Source organism: Frankia casuarinae (assembly GCF_000013345.1).
GTDB classification, from domain to species: domain Bacteria; phylum Actinomycetota; class Actinomycetes; order Frankiales; family Frankiaceae; genus Frankia; species Frankia casuarinae.
This window is the reverse complement of record NC_007777.1, coordinates 1,065,968-1,086,633: the sequence shown is the minus strand read 5'-3', so window position 1 is coordinate 1,086,633 and position 20,666 is coordinate 1,065,968. Positions and strand designations below refer to the sequence as shown.

Annotated in this window: 5 protein-coding genes; 1 reads left to right on the top strand and 4 read right to left on the bottom strand. The window is 73.3% G+C overall.

Features of this window, described 5'->3' with window-relative positions:
* Nucleotide 1 precedes the first annotated feature (1 nt).
* The 3 genes from FRANCCI3_RS04640 to FRANCCI3_RS04630 form a co-directional block, all read right to left on the bottom strand.
* Nucleotides 2-5,224, bottom strand: coding sequence for a type I polyketide synthase (locus FRANCCI3_RS04640; protein WP_011435379.1), 5,223 nt, complete (start codon nt 5,222-5,224; stop codon nt 2-4).
* Nucleotides 5,217-13,103 (bottom strand): type I polyketide synthase, encoded by a 7,887-nt coding sequence (locus FRANCCI3_RS04635; protein ID WP_011435378.1) that lies wholly within the window; start codon nt 13,101-13,103, stop codon nt 5,217-5,219. The genes FRANCCI3_RS04640 and FRANCCI3_RS04635 overlap by 8 nt, the downstream gene beginning before the upstream one ends.
* A 1,476-nt stretch (nt 13,104-14,579) precedes the next feature.
* Complete coding sequence (locus FRANCCI3_RS04630) at nt 14,580-15,659, bottom strand: helix-turn-helix transcriptional regulator (protein WP_235462948.1); 1,080 nt, start codon at nt 15,657-15,659, stop codon at nt 14,580-14,582.
* A 750-nt stretch (nt 15,660-16,409) separates the two neighbouring features.
* On the opposite strand from FRANCCI3_RS04630, the gene FRANCCI3_RS25270 reads away from it, so the two are divergent.
* Complete coding sequence (locus FRANCCI3_RS25270) at nt 16,410-16,883, top strand: hypothetical protein (protein WP_011435376.1); 474 nt, start codon at nt 16,410-16,412, stop codon at nt 16,881-16,883.
* 72 nt (nt 16,884-16,955) lie between these two features.
* Here FRANCCI3_RS25270 and FRANCCI3_RS27780 read toward each other — a convergent pair whose 3' ends face one another.
* Nucleotides 16,956-20,642, bottom strand: a complete 3,687-nt coding sequence (locus FRANCCI3_RS27780) for a LuxR family transcriptional regulator (RefSeq protein ID WP_236701454.1) — start codon at nt 20,640-20,642, stop codon at nt 16,956-16,958.
* Nucleotides 20,643-20,666: the final 24 nt, after the last annotated feature.

Sequence of the window (20,666 nt, the reverse complement as noted above, 5' to 3'; positions counted from 1 at the left end):
ATCAACACTCCTTCTGGCTCTGGAGACCATGCGCCTCGACCTCGGGGGAGGTCCAGGCGACTACATAACTGACGGTAGCGATATCGACTCTTCCGGTGGAGACGTCATCGCCCACAGCGTCCTGACGCCGCGACGGCGATACCCCGCCCTCGCGGGGCGCCGGGCCGGTCGGTTCCGGCTGAATCCGGCCGGCGGCGTCCACCGTACGCAACGCCACCCACCGGGTCCGCTCCGGCACCGACCCGTCGGGACCATCCCCGTAGACGGTGACCCGGACCAGGTCGGGCGGGGTGCCCCCCACCGGGGAGGACGCGAGCCCATCCCTTCCCGGGGAATGGGCCTTCCCCGGGAAGGGATGGGGGCCGTCCACGACGAACCGACGTGGACGGCCAGCGAGGCCCGTTCCGTCGGCCTTCGCCGCCGCCTCCTTCGCCGCCCACAGCCGGGTGAACCACACGGCCCGCCGGTGAGGATCGGTGCCGGCGACCCGGTCGAGCAGGCGCAGTTCGGTGGGCGCCAGGGCCGCCTTCTCGACCCCGGCGGCGCGGGACACGATCCGCTCAAGATCGATGCCAACCTCCCCGTCCGCGGCGACCAAGGCCACGGCGAGCTCCGGCTTGTGGGCGAGCGACACCCCCGGGGGGTCGAACGCTGGGACACCCGGCCGCGCCGGCAGGGAGGTGATGACCGGGGCACCCACGTCGTCGTTACGGATCCCGACCTCGATCCCCCAGACGGGCCCCGCTCCCCGTTCCCACAGCCATCGCCGGACTGCGTCCTGGGCGGCGATCCGTCCCAACAGCCGGCCGCGTGCCGCCCTGGGGTTGAGCGCGGCGAGCCGGGCACGCTCGGCGGCATCGGCGTAGTGGCGCACGATCAGTTCCCGCGAGGCCGCGTCGGGCCAGCGGTCCACGGCGACCACCCAGCCCTCACCGGAGGGCTGGGCCACCGTGTTCAACTCCGGTGCACGCACCATCGCCCAGAGCACGTCGTCGTTGGCGAACCGGCGGTCGGTCCACCCGGTGATGACCGCCCAGACACGTCCGTCGGCCCGCCGCACCTCCATGTCCGCGGTCACCGTGCGCTCGGCCACCTGCCGGATCCGTACGACGCAGTCCACCAGGTCGCCCTCCACCGGTGCCGGGCCGTGGAACTGCACGTCGGCCAGGGACTGCGGGAGCAGGAGGGAGTCGTCGGACAGATGCTCCATCGCCCAGTAGCCGAAGAGCTGGCCCACGTTGTCGAGCAGGGCGCCGGACGCCGACGGCACCCGCAGACGCCCCCGGATACCGGTCGGGGCGATCGCCTCGATCCGATGGATGCCCTGGTAGCCGGGACCGTGGAAGAGGAACCGGGCCCCGTAGAGATCCCTGCCACGATGCCGCGGGGGCCGCTCGACGGGCAGCGTCGGGCCCGTCCGGCCCACGGACAGATCGGCGGTGATCGCGGTTGACTCGGGCGGCGGCAGGTGGTCCGCCGCGAACAGCACCGTGCCGCGGGCGTAGCCGTCCACGGTCACCCGCACCGCGTCCGGCCCCGCGGGGGCGAGCGCAATGGACACCTCCACCGCCGGCTCGATCGCGAGCCAGCGCAACGCCCGGACGTCTCGGACACCGACCGGCACCCGGCCCGGCAGCAGCGCGGCGGCCTCGCCGATCATGAGCTCGAGGACCTCGGTCATCGGCACGACCGGGAACAGATCGGATATGTCCGCCCAGCCCGGCGGCTGACGGTAGAAGCAGTGGTCGACGATGTGCGGCATCGACGCCAGCGACAGCCGTCGCCGGAACATCCGCGGCCCGGGTTCGGGACTGTCACGGGGCACGGGTACCCAGCCCACCGCGGACGTCCGATCGGCGCCCGTGCCCCGACCGGCCGCCCCGCCGTCGGCCGCGCTCGCGCCGCGGCGAGGAGGGACGCCCGTCGAACCCGCGTCGCCGTTTCCGCCGGCACCGCCGGACGTGCCACCGCCCCGGGGAGCATCGTCGGCGCGGAACCGAGCACCACCGCGCACGCCGCCCGACCGCACGCCGCCCGACCGCACGCCGCCCGGGATCGCATCGCCCGGGATCGCCCTGCCCCCCGATCCGGGCGGGGGGACCCGAGCCGGCGTCGCCCCATGCGACCAGCGGTCGACCACGGTGGACATCACCGCGTCCGCCTCGGCGAGCGCGGCCCGCAGCTCGGCAATCACCGGATGCGTCGGCACGTCACCTTCGGCCCAGGCCGGCGGGTTCCGGTGGGTCCGATCGGCACTGCCCGGGTTGAGCAGGTCGCCGGCCCCGCCGCCGAGGCGGATCAGGGGGGTGCCGAGGCTCAACCGCACCGGGGCGCCGACGCGGTGCGGTCCGTTGGCCGCCCGGGGGAGCGGCGGCACCGCCGGCGCGGGTCGCGACCGGCAGGGCAGCAGGTCCATCCGGGGCGCGGCGCCTTCCGCCCACATCGCCGCCGCGACCCGCCGCAGCTGGTCCAGCCCGGGACGCTTCACGGTATTCGTGACCAACGAGAGATGGTCGTTGCCGGGCAGGGTGTCGTCGACGAATCCCGCGACGCTGCCCACTCCGACCTGGATGAAGGCACGCACCCCGCGCTCGCGCAGCCGCTCGACGAGCTGGCGGAAGCGTACCGGTTCGACCAGGTGTCGAAGAGCGAGCGCGCGGATGGCGTCGTGGTCGCTCGGGTAGGGCGCCACCGTGGTCGCCGACCAGATCGGCACGCTCGCCTCGACGAACGTGGTGCGGGCGAGCCGCGCCCGCATCGGGTCCAGGTACGGTTCGAGGAACGGGGAGTGGAACCCTGACCGGAACGGCAGGATCTGGCCCAGCACGCCGTCGCGGCGCAGCCGGTCCAGCGTGGTACGCACGCTGTCCTCCCGCCCACAGATGATCGACTGATGCGGGCAGTTGTCGTGGGAGACGACGACCTCGTCGAGCCCGGCGATGACCTCCGTCGCGCGCTGCGCGCCGCAGCCGAGCGCGCCGAAGACGACCCCCGGCACCTCCAGGGCTGTCGGGTCGAAGCCGGCGAGGAAGTCGTCGGTGTACTCGTCGGTGATCAGCCCGCAGGAGATCATCGCGTTCCACTCGCCGATGCTGTGGCCGCCGACGAGGTCCGGGATGATCCCGAGCCGCCGCAGCGCCACATCGAGGATCCGGCCGACCTCAACGCTCGCGACGCCATGCCGGCCGAGCATCCCGGTGTCGTCGAGGGTCGGCTTCGTCAGCCCGAAGTGTTCGCAGACATCGTCGATCCGCGGGGTGAACTTGTCCTCCAAGCCGCAGAACAGGAAAGCGGTCTGCGCCGGGGAGTCCCCACCCGCCCGCGCGGGGGCGAACATCCCTGCCGGGGTGAACCACAGGTCGTTGCGTCCCCGCCAGGGGGTGCCGCGCTCGACGACGGTGCGGGCGAGCGCCAGCCGACGGGCGGTCGGCGCGACCAGGGCCAGCCGCCACGGCCCACCGGTCGGCGGGGTCGCGGCGTCGTCGCGGGCGAGCAGTTCCGCGTCCGGGACGTCGAGCTGGGCCAGCAGGTCAGCCGCGTCGGCCCCGGCGAACAGCAGCACCGGTTCGACGTCCGGACCGACGTCCGGGTCGGCTGCCCGGTCCACCGTGGTCACCGCCGGGGCGGCGAACGTACGGGCCGCCGTCACCGCCGCGGGTGCCGGCGCCTCCTCCAGCACCAGATGGGCGTTGATGCCGCCGAACCCGAAGGCGTTGACCCCCGCTCGGCGGGGACCGCCGCCGGCCGGGGCGTCCCACTCGACGACGGCGCGCACCGGCGCGAACCGGCTGCCCACGAACGCCGGATGCGGCTCGTCGCAGTGCAGCGTGGGCGGCAGGACCCGGTGGTGCAGCGCCAGCGCGGTCTTGATCAGAGCGGCCGCGCCCGCGGCCGGCATCGCGTGACCGATCATGGACTTGACGGAACCGATCCCGATGTCCGCCCGACCCGGCCCGGCCGGTCCGCCCGACGCGGTGCCAAAGATCCGGCTGAGGGTGGCGAGCTCCACAGCGTCGCCGGTGGGGGTGGCCGTGCCGTGCGCCTCGACGAGGCCGATCGCACCCGGCGCCGTCGGGTCGAGCCCGGCATCCGCCCAGGCCCGGCGGACGGCGAGCGTCTGGCCTTCGACGGCCGGGGCCATCAGCGAGGCGGACCGGCCGTCACTGGACGTGCCCGATCCCCGCAGCACCGCGTAGATCCGATCGCCGTCGCGCTCGGCGTCGGCAAGCCGCTTGAGGACGACCATGCCGACGCCCTCGCCGATGAGAATGCCGTCGGCCCGCCGGTCGAAGGGACGGATGATCTCACTCGGGGACAACGCCCGCAGCAGGGTGAAGACGCTCCAGAACGACGCCTCGTGCACGATGTGGGCGCCACCGACGATCATCGCGTCGGTCCGGCCGGACCCGAGGTCACGCATCGCCATGTCGACGGCGATGAGCGATGACGCGCAGGCCCCGTCCACGGTGTAGGCGGGTCCGCGCAGGTCGAGCCGGTTGGCGATGCGGGAGGCGGCGAGGTTCGGCACCAGCCCGATGGACGCCTCGGGGCGCTGCGGTCCGAGCTGGGCGACGAACGCCTCCCGGACCCGTTCGACGGCCTCGGCCGGCAGGTCGGGCAGGATCTCGCGCAGCGTCGTGACAATCTGGCGGGAGGTGCGCACCCGCTGTTCGAGCTTGGCGACCCCGGGACCGACGTAGCCGCCGCGGCCGAGCACCACCCCGACACGCTCGGCGTCCCCCAACCGCTCGGGACCGCCGGCGTCCGTGATCGCCTCGGCGGCGAGCCGCAGGGACAGCAGCTGGTCGGGTTCGGCCCAGTCGACGGCCAGCGGCATGATGCCGAACGCGGCCGGATCGAACGACGCGAACTCCTCGACGAAACCGCCACGCCGGCAGTAGAAGGCGTCGCTGGCACCGCCGGGGCTGCCCACACCGCCGGGTCTGCCGACACCGCCCGGTCCGGCGCCGGGACGGTCACCGCGGGGCGGGTCGGGGCGAAACAGGTCGGGGCGGAAGTAGTCGTCAACGTCGAAACGCTCCGGCGACACCTCCCGGATCGCGTCGACACCCCCGACGATGTTGCCCCAGAAGGTGCCGAGGTCGCCGGCGCCGGGGAACAGCGCCGCCATCCCGACCAGGGCGATGGGTGGGGCGCCGCCCCCGGACGCGGACCGGGATCCCGACGCCGACCGCCCCCCCGGCCCGGCACCGGGCTCAGGCATCGAACGACTCCACCGAGGCGCACATGTAGACGACCTGCGCGGGCGTGCCCGCCGGAGCGGCCAGCTCCCGCAGCAGGGCGGCCACCCCGTCGGCGGGATCGATCAGGCCGATGCCACGGCGCGCGTACTCCCGGGCAAGCTCCGGGGAGACCATCCCACCGCCGGTCACACCGGCCGCACCGGCCACCGCGCCCCCGGTCACCGCGGGGGCCGGTCCGCCGGCCCGTGCCACGAAGTCCCGCGCGGATCCCCAGGGACCCCAGTCGACGCTGACCACCCGGCCGGCGAAGCGGCCCGCACAGGCACCGGCGAGCGTGTCCAGGGCGTCGTTCGCGGCGGCGTAGTCGACCTGGCCGCGGTTGCCGAAGACGCCCGCGACACTCCCGAACAGGGCGACGAAGCCGACGTCGTCCCGCAGCGCCGCCAGCAGCGCCCGGGCACCGTCGATCTTCGTTCGGTACACCTGGTCGAACGACTCGGGCGTCTTGTCCCGCAGGAGTCGGTCCGCCAGGATGCCCGCACCGTGCACCACGCCGTCGAGGCGACCGTGGCGGGCGTAGACGTCGGCCACGACCGAGGCAACGGCGGCGCCGTCACGCACGTCCATCGCGTGGTAACGCACCGACGAGGCCAGCCGACCAAGGACCTCCAGCGTGGTGCGCACCTCCCGCTCGGCGAGCAACCGGGCCACCTGGGACTCGATCTCGGCCGGCCGGCGGACGCCGGTGGCGACAAGCGCGCGGCGCAGCGCCGGGGCGTCGAGCGCATCCGCCGTCACCGGATCCTCCGGTCCGGTGGGCGGTGGGGTACGCCCGATCAGCTCGATGGCGCAGCCGCTGCGCCGGGCGAGCTCCACGGCGACGGCCGCCGTGATACCCCGCGCGCCACCGGTGAGCAGCACCACCGAGGAGGGACCGAGCTCGGCGGGCAGTTCGCCCGCATAGCCCGCCGCACCCACGTCGCCGACGTCGCCCGCGACGCCCAGCTCCACCGGCCGGATCCGCGGGGTCGCGCGGACCCCGTCACGGTAACCCACCACGGACGGCCCGCCGGGGGTGAGCAGCTCGACGAGCAGGCTCTCGGCGATCCGACGCGGTTCGTCCTTCGGTTCGACGTCGACGAGGCGGACCGCGATGTCGGGAACCTCCCAGGCGATCGTGCGCACCAGGCCGGCGAGGCCCATCCCCGGGGTCAGCTGGATCCCCTCGTCCCCGGCGTCGCCCGGGGCGAGCGCTCCGGTGCCGTGGGGCGACGGGCGACCGAAGCGCCCGCCGTGCCCGGTCGCGACGAGCATCCGCCGGCTGCCGCCGAGGGCCGCGGCCCGCAGTGCCGCGAACGCGGCAGGAAGAACGGCGTGGTCGCCGGCACCGGGATCGATCGAGGCGATCCACACCAGGCCGTCCGCGCCGGCGCCGGCTCGAACCTGACCGACCAGGCCCCGGTCGTCGGCAGCGAGGATGCGGGCCTCGGCACCCGCCTGCTCCAGCAACGTGGCGAGCTCGAGTCCGACCCCGAGACCACCCTCGACGAGAAGGAAGCGGGCCCCGGCCAGCGACCCGGCACGTCCGACCGGCTCCGGGGTCGAGGGCACGGGGACGATCTCCGGTTCGACAACGAACCGCCGTAGCGGGATCGCGGCTGTCGAGCCGGCCCCCCCGGACTTCGCGACTCCGGCGGACCGACCGGGCCCGGTGGGCTCGGCCGGTTCGGTCGCGCCGGCGGCATCCGGATCCACCGACGCGACGATCCAGTCGACGATGCCGCGGACAGTCTTGATCGCCGCCAGCTCCTCGACGACCTCCTCGCCCAGCTCCCCCGACCCGGCATCCACCAGACCCAGCCGCTGCGCCAGCTCCCCCAGAATCTCCGTCCGCTTGATCGAGTCGATCGACAGGTCGGCCTCAAGATCCAGATCGGGCTCCAGCATCTCCACCGGATAACCCGTCTGTTCCCCGATCACCCCCACCACCGCGGCCGACACCGCGGCCCGGTCCAGCACCACCCGACTCGCGGCAGCCACCCGATCCACCGCAGCCACCAGATCCACCTCCCCCGCACCGGGCACCCCGGACACCGCACCCGGCGGGTCCGTCAGCCAGTCGACGATGCCGCGGACAGTCTTGATCGCCGCCAGCTCCTCGACGGCCTCCTCGCCCAGCTCCCCCGACCCGGCATCCACCAGACCCAGCCGCTGCGCCAGCTCCCCCAGAATCTCCGTCCGCTTGATCGAGTCGATCGACAGGTCGGCCTCAAGATCCAGATCGGGCTCCAGCATCTCCACCGGATAACCCGTCTGTTCCCCGATCACCCCCACCACCGCGGCCGACACCGCGGCCCGGTCCAGCACCACCCGACTCGCGGCAGCCATGTCCGGCACGTCGTCAGACACGACCCCCGGCCGCGGCGGCACGAAGCCCGGCACGTCGTCAGACACGACCCCCGGCCGCGGCGGCACGAAGCCCGGCACGTCGTCAGACACGACCCCCGGCCGCGGCCGCACAAGGTCCGCCGGCCGCCCCTCGGGGAGCTGGCCGGGCCGGGCCAGGCCGGTCGGGTCGATGCCCAGGTAGCCCAGTACGACGTCACGTTGCGCCGCGACCAGTTCCCGGGTGGTTCGCAGAAACTCCAGCACCACGGCGTCCACCGGTCCGTCACCTCCAAGTTCGGCCAGTCCGGCGGGCCCCGCCGCAGGGTCGTCGGTCGTCTCGCTGTGGTCGGTCACGCCGGCGCGGTCGAACGGGGGAGCCGGCGCCACGGTGTCCTCGACGAACCCGCGCACGCCGACGATCTCGGGCACGGATGCGGCCCCGGGCACGGAGGCGACCCCGGGTGACGTCGTCCGCACCGTCAGCCGGGTCGGCGGCCGCAGCCCACCAGGAAGGAACCGGCCGTCGGGCGTGCGCACATAGGCCCCGTCGATGAGCCAGCCGGGACGGCGCGGCAGGTCCGTCGCGCTGACCACCCGGGCGTCGCGGCCGGTGAACAGCGCGGAGGGGTCGAGCTCGACACCGACGGCGGCGAGCTCGGCGAGGGCCAGCAGCAACCGGCGCAGCCCCGGCTCGCCGGCGACGTCGGTGGCCACCACCCGGTGCGGTCGACCGGCCAGAATTCTGCCGACGAGTTGCGCCAAGACGCGGCCGGGCCCGGCCTCGACGAAGGTCCGCACCCCCGCGGCGTACATCGCCTCGATCTGCTCGACGAACCTGACCGGCGCCGCCACCTGACCGGCGAGCGTCGCCCGCACCTCGTCCGGGCTGCCGGGGTAGGGCCCGGCGGTCGTGTTGGACCAGACCGGCAGGGTCGGCGCCTCGACCTCGACCTCATCGAGCCGGGCGGCCAGCGCCGTCGCCGCTTCCGTCACCACCGGGCTGTGGAAGGCGCACGCGACCGGGATCGGCTTGGCGCTGATGCCGGCCCGGCCGAGAGCCGCCACGGCGGCGGCAACGGCGTCCGTCGGCCCGGAGATCACGCTCTGCCGCGGGGCGTTGTGGTTGGCCACGACGACCCGGCCCGGTCCGGCCTCCCCACCCGTAACGGCCCCGTCGAGCGCGGCGCGGACCTGCTCGACCGACGCGGAGACCGCCGCCATCGTGCCCGGGTCGTCGCCAGCGGCTGCCAGGATCGCCGCGGCACGGGCCTCGCTCAGGCCGATGAGGTCCCGCCGGTCCAGCGCCCCGGCGGCGCACAGCGCGACCAGTTCGCCGTAGGAGTGCCCGGCGACGTGGTCCGGGCGCACCCCGAGGCTGGTCAGCAGGTCGTGGACGGCAAGCCCGGCGAGCCCCAGCGTCGGCTGGGCCGCACGGGTGTCGGTGATCGCGGCCGCCTGGGCGGCCTTCTGCTCCCGGGAGAAGGCCGCCGGCGGGAACATCGTGTCCGCCCACCGGGGGGCGAGGTCCAGCACGGACCGCAGCCGTGGGAAGGCGATGAACAGGTCGGCGAGCATGCCGGGCCGCTGACTGCCCTGACCGGGGAAGAGGAACGCGGTGGCACCCGGATCCGCGTCCTGGTCCCGGACGAACAGACCCGCCCGAGGGTTCGACGTGAACGTGCGCGCCTGGTCGATGGCGGTGGGCAGCGCGTCGAGGTCGTCGGCGACGAACGCGAGCTGGACCGGGCCGCCGCGTTCCGCGCAGACGGTGGAGGCGAGGTCACGCAGGCGGAACGGCCGTCCGGCCGCGTCGTTCGCGACGATCAGCTCGGCCAGCCGGTCCAGCGCCCGGGTGGCCGCCGCCCGGTCGGTGCCGCGGACGACGAACAACTCCGCGGGCCAGCTGTCGAGGCCGTGGGCGGGCTCGGGCCCGCCGTCATAGGCGGACAGCACGACGTGGAAGTTGGTGCCGCCGAATCCGAAGGCCGACACGCCGGCGTGGCGCCGCTCGGCCGGGGCAACCCACGGCTTGGCGACGTCGTCAAAGTAGAACGGGCTGCTCTCGGCGTCCCAATAGGCGTTCGGCGTGTCGATGTGCAGGGTCGGCGGCCGTACCCCGGTCTCGACGGCCTTGGCCATTTTGATCAGACCGGCCAGGCCCGCCGCACACTTCGTGTGCCCGATCTGCGACTTCACCGAACCCACCGCGCACTGGCCCGGCGTCGCACCGTGGTTGGTGAAGACCTCGGTGAGGGTGGCGAGCTCGGTGCGGTCCCCCACGACCGTTCCGGTCGCGTGCGCCTCCAGCAGACCGATCTCGCTGGGCGAGATCCCCGCCCGCCCGTAGGCCCGTTCCAGGGAGAGCACCTGGCCGGCCTTGCGCGGCGCGGTCAGCCCCAGGGCCCGCCCGTCGGAGGAACCGGCGACGGCCCGGATGACGGCGTGGATCCGGTCGCCGTCCCGTTCGGCGTCCGCGAGCCGCTTGAGCACGACGACGGCCACCCCCTCACCGAGGCTGGTGCCGTCGGCGCCCGCGTCGAAGCTGCGGCACCGACCGCCCGGAGACAGCGCATGGACGGAGGAGAACAGCAGAAAGTCGTGGGCGCCCGCGTGGGTGTCCACGCCGCCGCACAGCACCATGTCCGAGGTGCCCGCGACGAGCTCCTTGCAGGCGGCGTCGAGGGCGGCGAGCGACGACGCGCAGGCCGCGTCCACGGTGAAGTTCACCCCGCCGAGGTCCAGCCGGTTGGCGACCCGGCCAGCGATGACGTTCGCGAGCATGCCCGGGAACGAGTCCTCGTCCAGCTCCGGCAGGAACTCCTCCAGCTCGGCCGGCAGGTCCCCGAGCAGCGCCGGCCACAGGGAGCGGAAGCTGTAGGCACCGGAGAGATCCGTCCCGGCCTCCGTGCCGAAGACCACCGACGTGCGGGAGCGGTCGAACGCCCGACTCTCGCCGGCGGTCTTCTGGCCCACGTCCTTCTGGCCCGCGTCGTACCCGGCGCCGCGCAGCGCGCGGGCGGCGACCTCCAGCGCGAGGAGCTGGCTGGTCTCGATACTGCGCAGCGACTTCGGCGGGATACCGTAGGCCAGCGCGTCGAACGGCACCTGCGGGAGGAAACCGCCCCATCTCGACGGCGTCCTGCGGCCAGCGTCCCTGAGCACCGCGTCCGGGTGGTAGTAGACCTCGGCATCCCAGCGATCGGCCGGGACCTCGCGGATGGCGTCGTTGCCGGCGACGATGTTCGCCCAGAAGCTGGCCAGGTCCGGGGCGTCCGGGAAGATCGCGGACATCCCGACGATCGCGATGTCGAGCGGCCGGGCGGCCGGGCGGCCGGGCGCCGCGCTCCTGTCGGCGGGCCGCGGCTCGGCGGAGCGCAGCTCGGCGGAGCGGGCGGCGAGCCCGGCCGTGGCCTGCGCGGTGACCTCGTCATGCAGCTCGGCGATGCTCGTCCGCCGCGAACGCAGGGCGGCGACCTGTCCGATCATGTACATGCCGTCCCGGGCCTGGGTCGCGGGATCGACCGTGACGACCTCGCTGCCCTCACGGCGCAGGCCCTTGCTCGCGACCCGCAGCCGGCCGAGGTTGAGCGCCTCGAGCTCCTCCCACATCTGCTGGCGGGAGTTGCCGGCGGCGATCAGCTCACGGCGACGGCCCAGAAAGGTGTGGACGTACGCGGACTCCACGCACCGGGTGGCATGACCGGGAGAGGTCTCGAGCAGCACGGTGCGCTCGCAGTCGAGAGCGGCCTGCTGGAAACCCGGCAGGATCGCCCCGGACGCGACGGCCTCGGCGGTGAACAGGTACGCGGTGCCCATCAGCACGCCGACGCTCGCGCCCCGCTCGGCGAGCGGCCCGGCCGCCGCGGCGACCATCGCAGCGGAACGGGCGTCATGCACGCCCCCGGCGAACAGCAGATGCAGGCCCGCGAAGAAGTCCGGACCGGCCTGATCGGTCGTGCCGAACTCCAGCAGGCCGGCGATCTGCGCCTCCCACAGCGGGAAGCTCGCCCGCGGCCCGACGTGCCCGCCGCATTCACGCCCCTCGAAGACGAACTTGCGCGCGCCGTCGGCCAGGAAACGGTTCAGCAGCCCCGGGGACGGGACATGCAGGAACGTGTCGATGCCGGCGGCCTCCAGCGGGGCCGCCTGTGCCGGGCGACCTCCGGCGACGATCGCGCAGGCAGGACGCACGTCATGCACGGCGGCGAGTTGGGCGGCCCGCAGCGGCGCCGGGGCGAACCCGAGGACCCCGACCCCCCAGGGCGCGTCCCCGAGCAGGTCCGCGGTCTCCTCCAGCAGGGCGCGGCTGTCCTCGCCGCTCATCAGCGCCAGGGCGAGGAAAGGCAGCCCGCCCTCGTCGGCGACGGCATGAGCGAACGCCGCCCGGTCGCTGACCCGCGTCATCGGTCCCTGCGCGACCGGGTGGCGCAGGCCGCGGGCAGCGGCGAAGGGCGCACCGGGGGCGAGGGGACGGGTACGGGCGGCGGCAGCGATGCCCTCGCGGATGCCCTGACGCACGGCCCGTACGACACCGCCCGCGGTCACGTGGCGGTCGGCGAGATCGGCGGCGAACGCTCCGTCCTGGCCGACCGGGAGAAACTGGTTACGCAGATCACGCGCACCCAGCCGGAACGGGATCGCCGTGGCAGCGCCGGCCATGGCGGCGCCCGTCATGGCGGCGACGGGCAGATCGGGGCGGGTGTACACCCGGTAGCCGGCGAGGAGGGTGGTCTCGCTGCCGTCCATCGCGCGGATCGCCGCCGCGACCTGTGCCGGCAGCTCCATCTCACGCACCAGGGCGAGCTGGGAGTCCAGGACCACACCGGCCGCGCCGCCGGCCACCGCGGCCGCCGCGGTGGCCGGACCGATCCCGCCAGCGGCAAACACGGGCAGCGGCGCGCCCTCGGTGGTGACGAACGCCTGCGCGAGCAGATGTTGCAGGAGGGTGAAGGTGGTGAGGTCGCCCACAGGCCCCCCGGACTCGTTGCCTCGCGCGATCAGTCCCTCGACCCCCGCCGCCACCGCGTCGCGCGCCTGCGCAACCGAGGTGACCTCCGCCCAGACCCGGCGCCGCGCCTCTCCACGCGGCCCGCTCGTCCGCCACCGGCTCGTCAGCGCGCCGATGTCCCAGCGGCTCCCCGGGCCCGGCCCGGCATCCGCCCACGCGACGGGGCCGGATCGGGGATCCGGACCGGATCGGGCGACGAGTACGACGGTCCCGACGCTCGCGGGCAGCTCGTCGGGATCGAGGGGGCAGCCGGGGGCAGCCCGCACCCCGAACCGGCCCGGCGCCCACCGCGCGGCGTCCCGCAGCGCATCACGCGCCGGTCCGGCCAGCAGCCCGAGATCCAGCACCCCGAGCCCTCCGGCCCGCTGCACCGCGGCGACCAGGGACGCGGACGGTTCGGCGAACGGCGTGATCACCACGACCAGCTCGCGGGCGTCGAGCGGATCGCGGTCGGCGGGATTGGCCGGCGAGGCCACGGGTGACGCGCTGGGTGCAGTGGTCATCGGCTGGTCCTCCCGACCGGTCCCCGCCTGAGGCAGGGCGCTGAGGGGGCAGAGGCTGAGGGAGCTGTGCTGGTCCGCATGGGCGGGCAATCGCTGGTCCGGATGGGCGGGTAATCGCTGGTCCGCGTGGGCGGGCACCTCAAGGGCAGGCGGGCAGCCGGCAGACCCGTGGCCGGCAGCGCGTCCGCTGCCGCACGATCGTCGCGGCGGCGCATCGAGGCCATGGAACTCACCCACCGAACCAGCATGATCGACTTGTTTCGGACGACAGGACCGCCCGCACCATCCAGACCTCCTGGTCAGTGCCGTCGGGACGGCAGACATCCGGGAAGCCGCATCCGCCCTGAGTATGCGAAAAACGAACCAACCCCCAACAGGCTGTCGCGGAACTGGTGTCCCCCGGTCCCACGGCGGCCGCATCCGATTAGCCGACACGGGATTGCCAACGTGCGCGGAATACTAGCCGGCTCGGTTGGGATCATTGCGCGGTGCCGGACCACAGCGGTGATCGTGGGCCCATCGGACCACTGGCGCGGTCGCCGTGACCAGGTTCGGACGACATCCAGTCGCCGGCTCGCCCACCGCCGGACATCGATGACGATGTCGCGGATCGGGATTACACAGAGCCCGCAGGGGTGTGCACCGGGCGACGTCATCAATCGCTGCGGCCATCGATGGAGGTTACGAATGAGTATCACGCAGGTCGCTATCCCGGTCGCCGGTCGCGGCGGTTTCTCTTCAGAATCGATCATCTAATGCGGCGATGAACAGATGTGGCTACTTTCCGGCAACACACGCCCGCACGCGCAGGGCCTGGAGAAATCGGATGCGAGGACGACGCCCCGGGAGGTATGGAACCACGGGCGGACACCGTCCTGAAAATCGATCGTGGTCGCCGCCGGCCGGGTCAGGCGCTGACGGACGGAGACTGACTCCTTCAGACCCCATGCGGACCAGAAGGGACATCGGCCAACCTAGTCACAGCGCGCCGTCGATCGCAAGCTTATCCGATCAACTTTCCGGCAACGACCTCAATAGGGATGCCAATGGCAACATTTCAGCCACAATAAGCGACAGTCGTCGCGGGGCGTGCAGGACATGACCCTCGGGACCGGTCAGGCGAGGCCAGATCGATTACCACGGACCGGCTTTGTCACCCGGGTGGGATCATCGGCACGCGGCCGTCGGCACCGGGAACGGACACGCAGGGTGTCCGTTCCCGCCACTGCTCGATCATCGGGACCGGCCTCTCGCCTCATCCCTTCGCGCCGAAATGCCGGCGGCCCCGATGGAGAGGTCGATCATGATCGCCGTCATCGGAGGATCAGGTGCCGGCGACCGCGTCCCGCGCGGTGGCGCACCGGGGTTCGCGGCTCGAATCTGAGGTCGTAGATCATCGGCACCGCCGCGGATCCCACGGATCCCACCGATCGAACATCCACGGCAGCGGCCTCATGACCTTATGACGTCACAGTTTCAGGGCCGCGGGTTGCCGGGGGCCGCGAACGCGCTCGTCTCCCGCTGCCACGCGATCGCCAGCTGGGTCCGGTTCGTGCACCCCGTCGCCACGAGCGCATGGGTGAGATGGTGCTTGACCGTGTCGATGCTGATGCACAGCGCCTCGGCGACCTGGCGGTTGGAACGGCCTTCGGCGACGAGACGGACGACGTCGCGCTCGCGCGCCGACAGCTTGCCCGCGACCGACGGGCCCGGGTCCGCCCGGATGTAGAAACGCAGGAGATTACCGAGATGCCGCCCGAGAACTGCCCCGACGGCGCGGTCCCGCGGTCCGAACGCGCCCGGCCGAGAATCCAGCAGGGACACCACGGCGCCCACGTTCGACGGACCGAACAGGCGGATGAGCAGCTTCGCGTGGATGCCGTGTGCCCGCAGAAACCGCTCCAGGCGCATCCGCACCTCCGGGCGTTCCGGGACGCCGAGATCGTCAAGGGTGGCGAGCCCCCGCTCGCGGACCGAACGCAGGCTGTCCGGATTGCTGAGGGCCTCCAGCTCCCGGTAACGCTCCAGGTAGGGGCCCGCGAGTCGAAGCGCCAGCCCGCGACCGGTGGGCCGGGCGTCCTGGAAGGCGGTCTCGAGCGAGGAGCCCAGGAAGAAGGCGGAATGCCGGTAACCGAGATGCCGGGCCATGCCGTCCAGGGCGAGCTCGCGGAAGGATGCCAGCGACGACGCCCGCTCGCAGTCCTCCACCACGCGCAGGATGCCGCGCAGCTCGGCCGCGCCGAGAGCCAGGTCCCGCGGCATCGGCGCGGTACGCGCCACCGGAGCGGACCGGACGGGCGGGCCACCGGCCGGGACCGCGCGGCCGGTGGCGCTCGGCACGTCGCCGCGGCCCATCGGCGAGCCGCCCATCGGCACGCCGCTCCCCGGCGGGCCGGAGCGCTGGTGCAGCGGTCGCCCCGCACCGGCGCCGGTGGCGGCGGAATGCCGGGTGGCCGGCGAGCGGTGCGGCGGGGTCAGCGGTGCGGGTGAGCTCGCGGAGACACGCCTCGCGACCCGGCCCGCCGCAGCGGCCTCGGCGGATGTGTCGACGGTCACGCCAATTCGCGGCCGATGTAGTGCGTCCTCACCGATAACATCATGCGGGCGGGAAACTCGGTCGGTCACACGTGCCTCCGGGGGGGGTCAGAACTCAGAACCGACGCCAGGCCTCGTCCGCTAGGGACGATGCCGCCAGGTTGATTTCCGGCGAAGTTGGACAGGTTCGGCAAGCGTAGGGCCCACCTCCCTCGCTACGCCAGCAGTCGCCCACGCCCCCCCGATCACACTCACCCCGCATCTTCGGCTCAGCCGGGGAAAACGCGACCTTAACGCACGTAAACGTTTGGGATGACGGCGTCCGGCGGCCCCCCGGCAGTGGCTCGAGGTGATTTTTCCCTCCCGCTGGCACCGCCCGTCGGGGCTACCTCACAAGTACGAGATTGGCTCCCCCGGCCTCGATCGCGGCCGCGAAAGAAGCCGGAAAACGTCCTCCGGCGCGGGTGAGCCCTGGATCCCGACCGACATCGACAGCATGAACATTGGTCACGCAGGGTATCCACGGCGGCAGTGCACGGTTTCGCCAGCGGTCCGCGGCCCGCCCCGGAGGGGTGGAGTTCTCCGCTCCCCGCACGGACCACCCATCCCATGGTGCCGCTCCACGACGACGACACATCGAGCGCGGACACCATCGAGCGCGGCCGGGGCGCGATGTGGCCATGCACCGATCATCGACCGGCCGAAGCCACAGGTCGAAGCCACAGCAGGAGACCAAAGCCACGGTAGGAGAGAGGCGGAGGTACGAAGGCGATGACCTTGGGGCGGTCGGTCTTCCTGGTCGTGGTGGGTGCCATCCTGCGCTACGCGCTCACCTGGCACACCACCGGAGTGGATCTCCAGGTTCTGGGTCTGATCCTGATGATCACGGGGATCGTGACATCGATGATCTGCCTGCTCCGCGCCTTCCTGCCGGCACCGGCACGGGCCACCGCACGTACCCGCGGAGCGGGGCGGACACCGATCGGGCCTGGTCCCGGCCCGATCGGGCGGCGCATCGAACGAACGGCGGCGTTCGGCACATACCGGTACGGCCCACCGCAGCCCGGGTCCAACAGGATCCAGAGGGATGCCGGCTACCTCGATGCCGGTCACACGGGCCCCGGTCACACGGAGAGCGACCGCACCGATGCCGGCTATGCGGACGCAGTGGACGACGGACCCGGCTCGGGGGGAGGGTACCCACCCCCGTGCCCGCCGCGATTCACTGAATCACCGTCATCCTGATCGCGGCGCCCCGACCACCGGACCGTTGACCTCCCACCTAAAATTTATTTTTACGATAAACGGTATGACTATTTACAATAGACGCAATTCGCGCGCGCGATGTACAGCGTCGCGACGCCGTGGCACGTCGAGCTTGCGGTAGATGCTCTTCAGGTGCGTCTTCACCGTGTTCACGGAGACGAAGAGCTCGGCGGCGATCTCGGTGGTCGTCAACATCGTCGGCAGATAGCTGAGGACCGCGAGTTCCCGGTCGCTGAGCCGGCCACCCGCACCGGGTCCCCGCCCGTCCCTGGAACCGGGTGAGCGCTCACGCGCCCCCGGCTGCCCTAGGGAGATCGGACTTGTTCCCGTCCCAAGGCCGTAGCCCGCCGGACCGGAGGGGCCGGAGGGGCCGGAGGGGCCGGAGGGGCCGCGCGGGACGTCGGCCCCCTGCCTGTCACGGTCAGGCGGCGCCGAGCGCGCCGCGGGGGTCATGAGGGCCGGACGTGCCATTCGCCCGCTCATGACGGATCGACGTGGGGTGGCCGGCCACGCGGGCGCGGGCACCGCCACCTCTCCGCTCGGCATCCCCCCGCTCGGCGTCCCCCCGTTCGGCACCTCCAGGCCGGCCGCCCCCAGAGGCGGCACCCCCAGAGGCGGCACCCCCGCCCCGGATACGGCCATGACCGGTCCGCCGTCGGTCGGCGTCCGCGGGTTCACCGCGGCGGCGGACTCCGTCGTGGCCATGGCCCGCAAAGTCGACACGAAGAACGGATGTGCGGCGGAGAGGCCGGGATGGGCATCCAAGATCGCCAACGGTTCGCCGCCGAATTCGAGGAACGGGCCAGCGAGTCCCTCGTCCTCGGCGAGCGCGAGGGCACGCGCCAGCAGGTCGGTGGCCCGCGCATGGTCATCACGCCGCGCGGCCGCCACCGCTGCCACCACACATGCCGACACCACCGAACCGCCTCCGCCACCGTCCGCCCGCAGCAGAGCCGCCACCGCGTGCTCCGCTCCCTCTAGATCAGCGCACGCGAGGTTCGCCCGGGCCGCCGCGAGCGCGAGAGCATGGTCCGGCCGGCGGGTGTCGGCCAGCTGGCCCAGCAGCTGCCGGGCAGCCTGGGCGTTCCCGACGGCGATCAGCAGGTCGGTCTCGGCGGCGCGCCACAGCGACAGACACAGCGGCGGTCCGGCCGGCCGTCCTCGCGACGCCAGGAGACGGCGGGCAGCCCGCACATCGTCCGCCTCCCCACGCCGGCATCGCGCCCTCGCCTCCAGCACGACGATCAGATCGAGCAGGTAGGGAGGATGCGCCGGGGTGAAGGCCATCCGCGCGAGGTCGAGATGGTGCGTGACACGCACGTCGTCGACCCGGGCTGCCGCCACCATCGCATGGGCGAGATGGGCCTCGACCAGGCCTGCCGGCATGTCGGTCCGACCATCCGAGGATGCGGGGACGGCCGTGGGATCGACCGGGCTGGCAGTGATCACAGCGGCGGTGGCGACCGCCGCTGCCGCGCTGGACTCGGCCTGCCGCAACCGACCCCGTAGCACGTAGGCGAGAGCCATCGCCCCGGACGCCGATGCCTCGACCGTCCGCAGACCGGTATCCCGGGCCGCCGTCATCGCCTCCCGCAACGCCTCCAGCGCCAGGTCGGGACGGCCGAGCCAGAGCTCCGCCCGCCCGCGCGCACACCAGGCCACGGCTGCCGCGATCCTGTCGGAACCATCCACGCCCCCATCCACGCCACCACCGGTCGATCGCGCGACGATCCCGGCCGGGCGGTCCGGCGGGGCCCCACCGACGACGGAGCCGGGGCGGGCCACGTCTCCCCCGACGTGATCACGTCGAACACCGCCCGGCTCCCGTCCGGGACCTTCGGCGCCCCCGACGGGGCCGGCGGGCAGGAACCGGGGATCTCCCGGCGGCCGCATGTCGGCGGGCGGTCGTGGCCGGCCCTTCCCCGCAGCCTCCGCCCGCCCCGTCACACCGGCAACCACCGGACCAACCGGCTGCGGCACGGCGCCCGGCCTGCCCGGGGACCGTAGCAACCGGCGGGTGATGCTCAGCATCTCCTCGCACGCCCCGGCGAGCTCCGCCCGGCGCAGGTCGACGAGATCAGCCCGGACCGCGAGCGCGCGACGACGGGACACGACCGCCGCGGCGATGCTCCCCCGGGCCACCTGCAGGTATCTGGTGGCCGCCCCCACCTGTCCCCGGCCCAGCCGGCCCACGGCGGCGACCAGTGCGCACTCCGGCGACCACGAGGCCGGGGAGTCCGGCATCCCCGTCATGATCGGGCTGAACCCCGCGACGCCGCCATGCAGGGCGTCCACCATCTCGGTCCCATCGACGAGCAGGCAGGCCGCGTACCACCAATCCCCGGCATGCGCGGCGTGATGTACCGCGTCCGTCGTCCGACGGTGCGCGGCGAACCAGATCGCGGCTCGCAAGTGGAGCTCAGCGGTGTCCTCGTCGCCGTCCGCGGCCAACGCGGAACGCAGCACCGCGGCAAGCAGCCGGTGAAAGCGGAACCATCCGCCGTCGTGGTCGAGCTCGACCACGAAGCCGTCGGCATGCGCGAGTGCCGCCAGAACTTCCTTCCCGCTCACCCGTGCGCCCACCGTGGGTGCCGGCGCGGCACGCGAGCCGGTAGCCGCCGCCAGGACGCCCGCGTCCATCCGCTCGGCCGCGACGGCGTCCGCCAGCGGCCCGGTCATGCGCTCCAGGACACTGGTCCGCAGGAGGAAGCGGCGTACCGGCGACGGCTTACCGGCTAGCACCTCGGCCCGCAGGAAATCGGCGATCGCGGGATGGCCGGCCACGGCGCCGGAGAAACCAGCCGTGTCACCGAGGCCACCGGACGGGGATGCGACGGCCGCTTCCCACCGCCCATCCGCCCCCGGCAGTGGTCGTCGTTCCCGTGCGGCGAGCGCCCCGGCCGCCAGCCGCAGCCCGGCCGCCCAGCCCTCGGTGACGTGCACGAGACCGCTCACCGTCGCGGGCGACGCCGTGATCTCCTGCCGGCCCGTGATCTCCTGCCGGCCCAGGAGCGCGGCGGCCTCCGCCCGGGTGAAGGCGAGATCTGCCGGACCGATCTCGGTGATCCACCCGGCGGCCCGCAGCCGGTGCAGCGCCACGGGCACCATCCGGCCCATCAGAATGATCCGGGCCCGATCCGCGGCCCCGTCGATCAGCAGTTCGAGGCCGTCGAGGTCCGAACGCCGGGTGATCAGATGCACGTCGTCGAGGATCAGTATGAAGGACGTCGGGAGGTCGGCGAGGATGTTGGCGAGCCGTCGGTAACGCCGATCATAAAGATCGTCGGCCGCGGGACCGTACCGGCTCCCAAAGCCCTCACCGGCCGGGAGCAGACCGTGTCGTCCCAGCCCGTGCAGCAGCTGCGGCCACAGTGGGAGGCCCGGCCCCCCGCCACGCGGGCCGGGGACGACCGCCGGATCGACCCGCACCCACACGATCGGCGTCTCCCCCCGCCGGGCCGCGGCCCAGGCCGCGACCAGCACCGTCTTGCCCGAGCCGGCCGGAGCCCGCACCACCGTGAGGGGCAGGACGGTGGCGGCGTCGAGTGCGTCGAGCAGCCGTGGTCGATCGACATGACCCGGCGGGGCCGGCGGGGGGACGAACCGGTTCAGGAGCAGCGGCAGGCTTTCGGGACCGTCCGCGGGATCCTCCTCCCCGGGACGGGGAGCGGCATCCTCCGGGCGGAGGGGCCGTCGACCCTCAAATGCGGCGGGACGGGACCGGACGGAACCGGACATCGGTGACTGTTCGTCGAGCATCCG

Bases quoted from the DNA above. Each gene is read 5' to 3' on its own strand.
- FRANCCI3_RS04635 (WP_011435378.1), bottom strand. From the start codon at position 13,103: ATGACCACTGCACCCAGCGCGTCACCCGTGGCCTCGCCGGCCAATCCC.
- FRANCCI3_RS27780 (WP_236701454.1), bottom strand. From the start codon at position 20,642: ATGTCCGGTTCCGTCCGGTCCCGTCCCGCCGCATTTGAGGGTCGACGG.
- FRANCCI3_RS04640 (WP_011435379.1), bottom strand. From the start codon at position 5,224: ATGCCTGAGCCCGGTGCCGGGCCGGGGGGGCGGTCGGCGTCGGGATCC.
- FRANCCI3_RS25270 (WP_011435376.1), top strand. From the start codon at position 16,410: ATGACCTTGGGGCGGTCGGTCTTCCTGGTCGTGGTGGGTGCCATCCTG.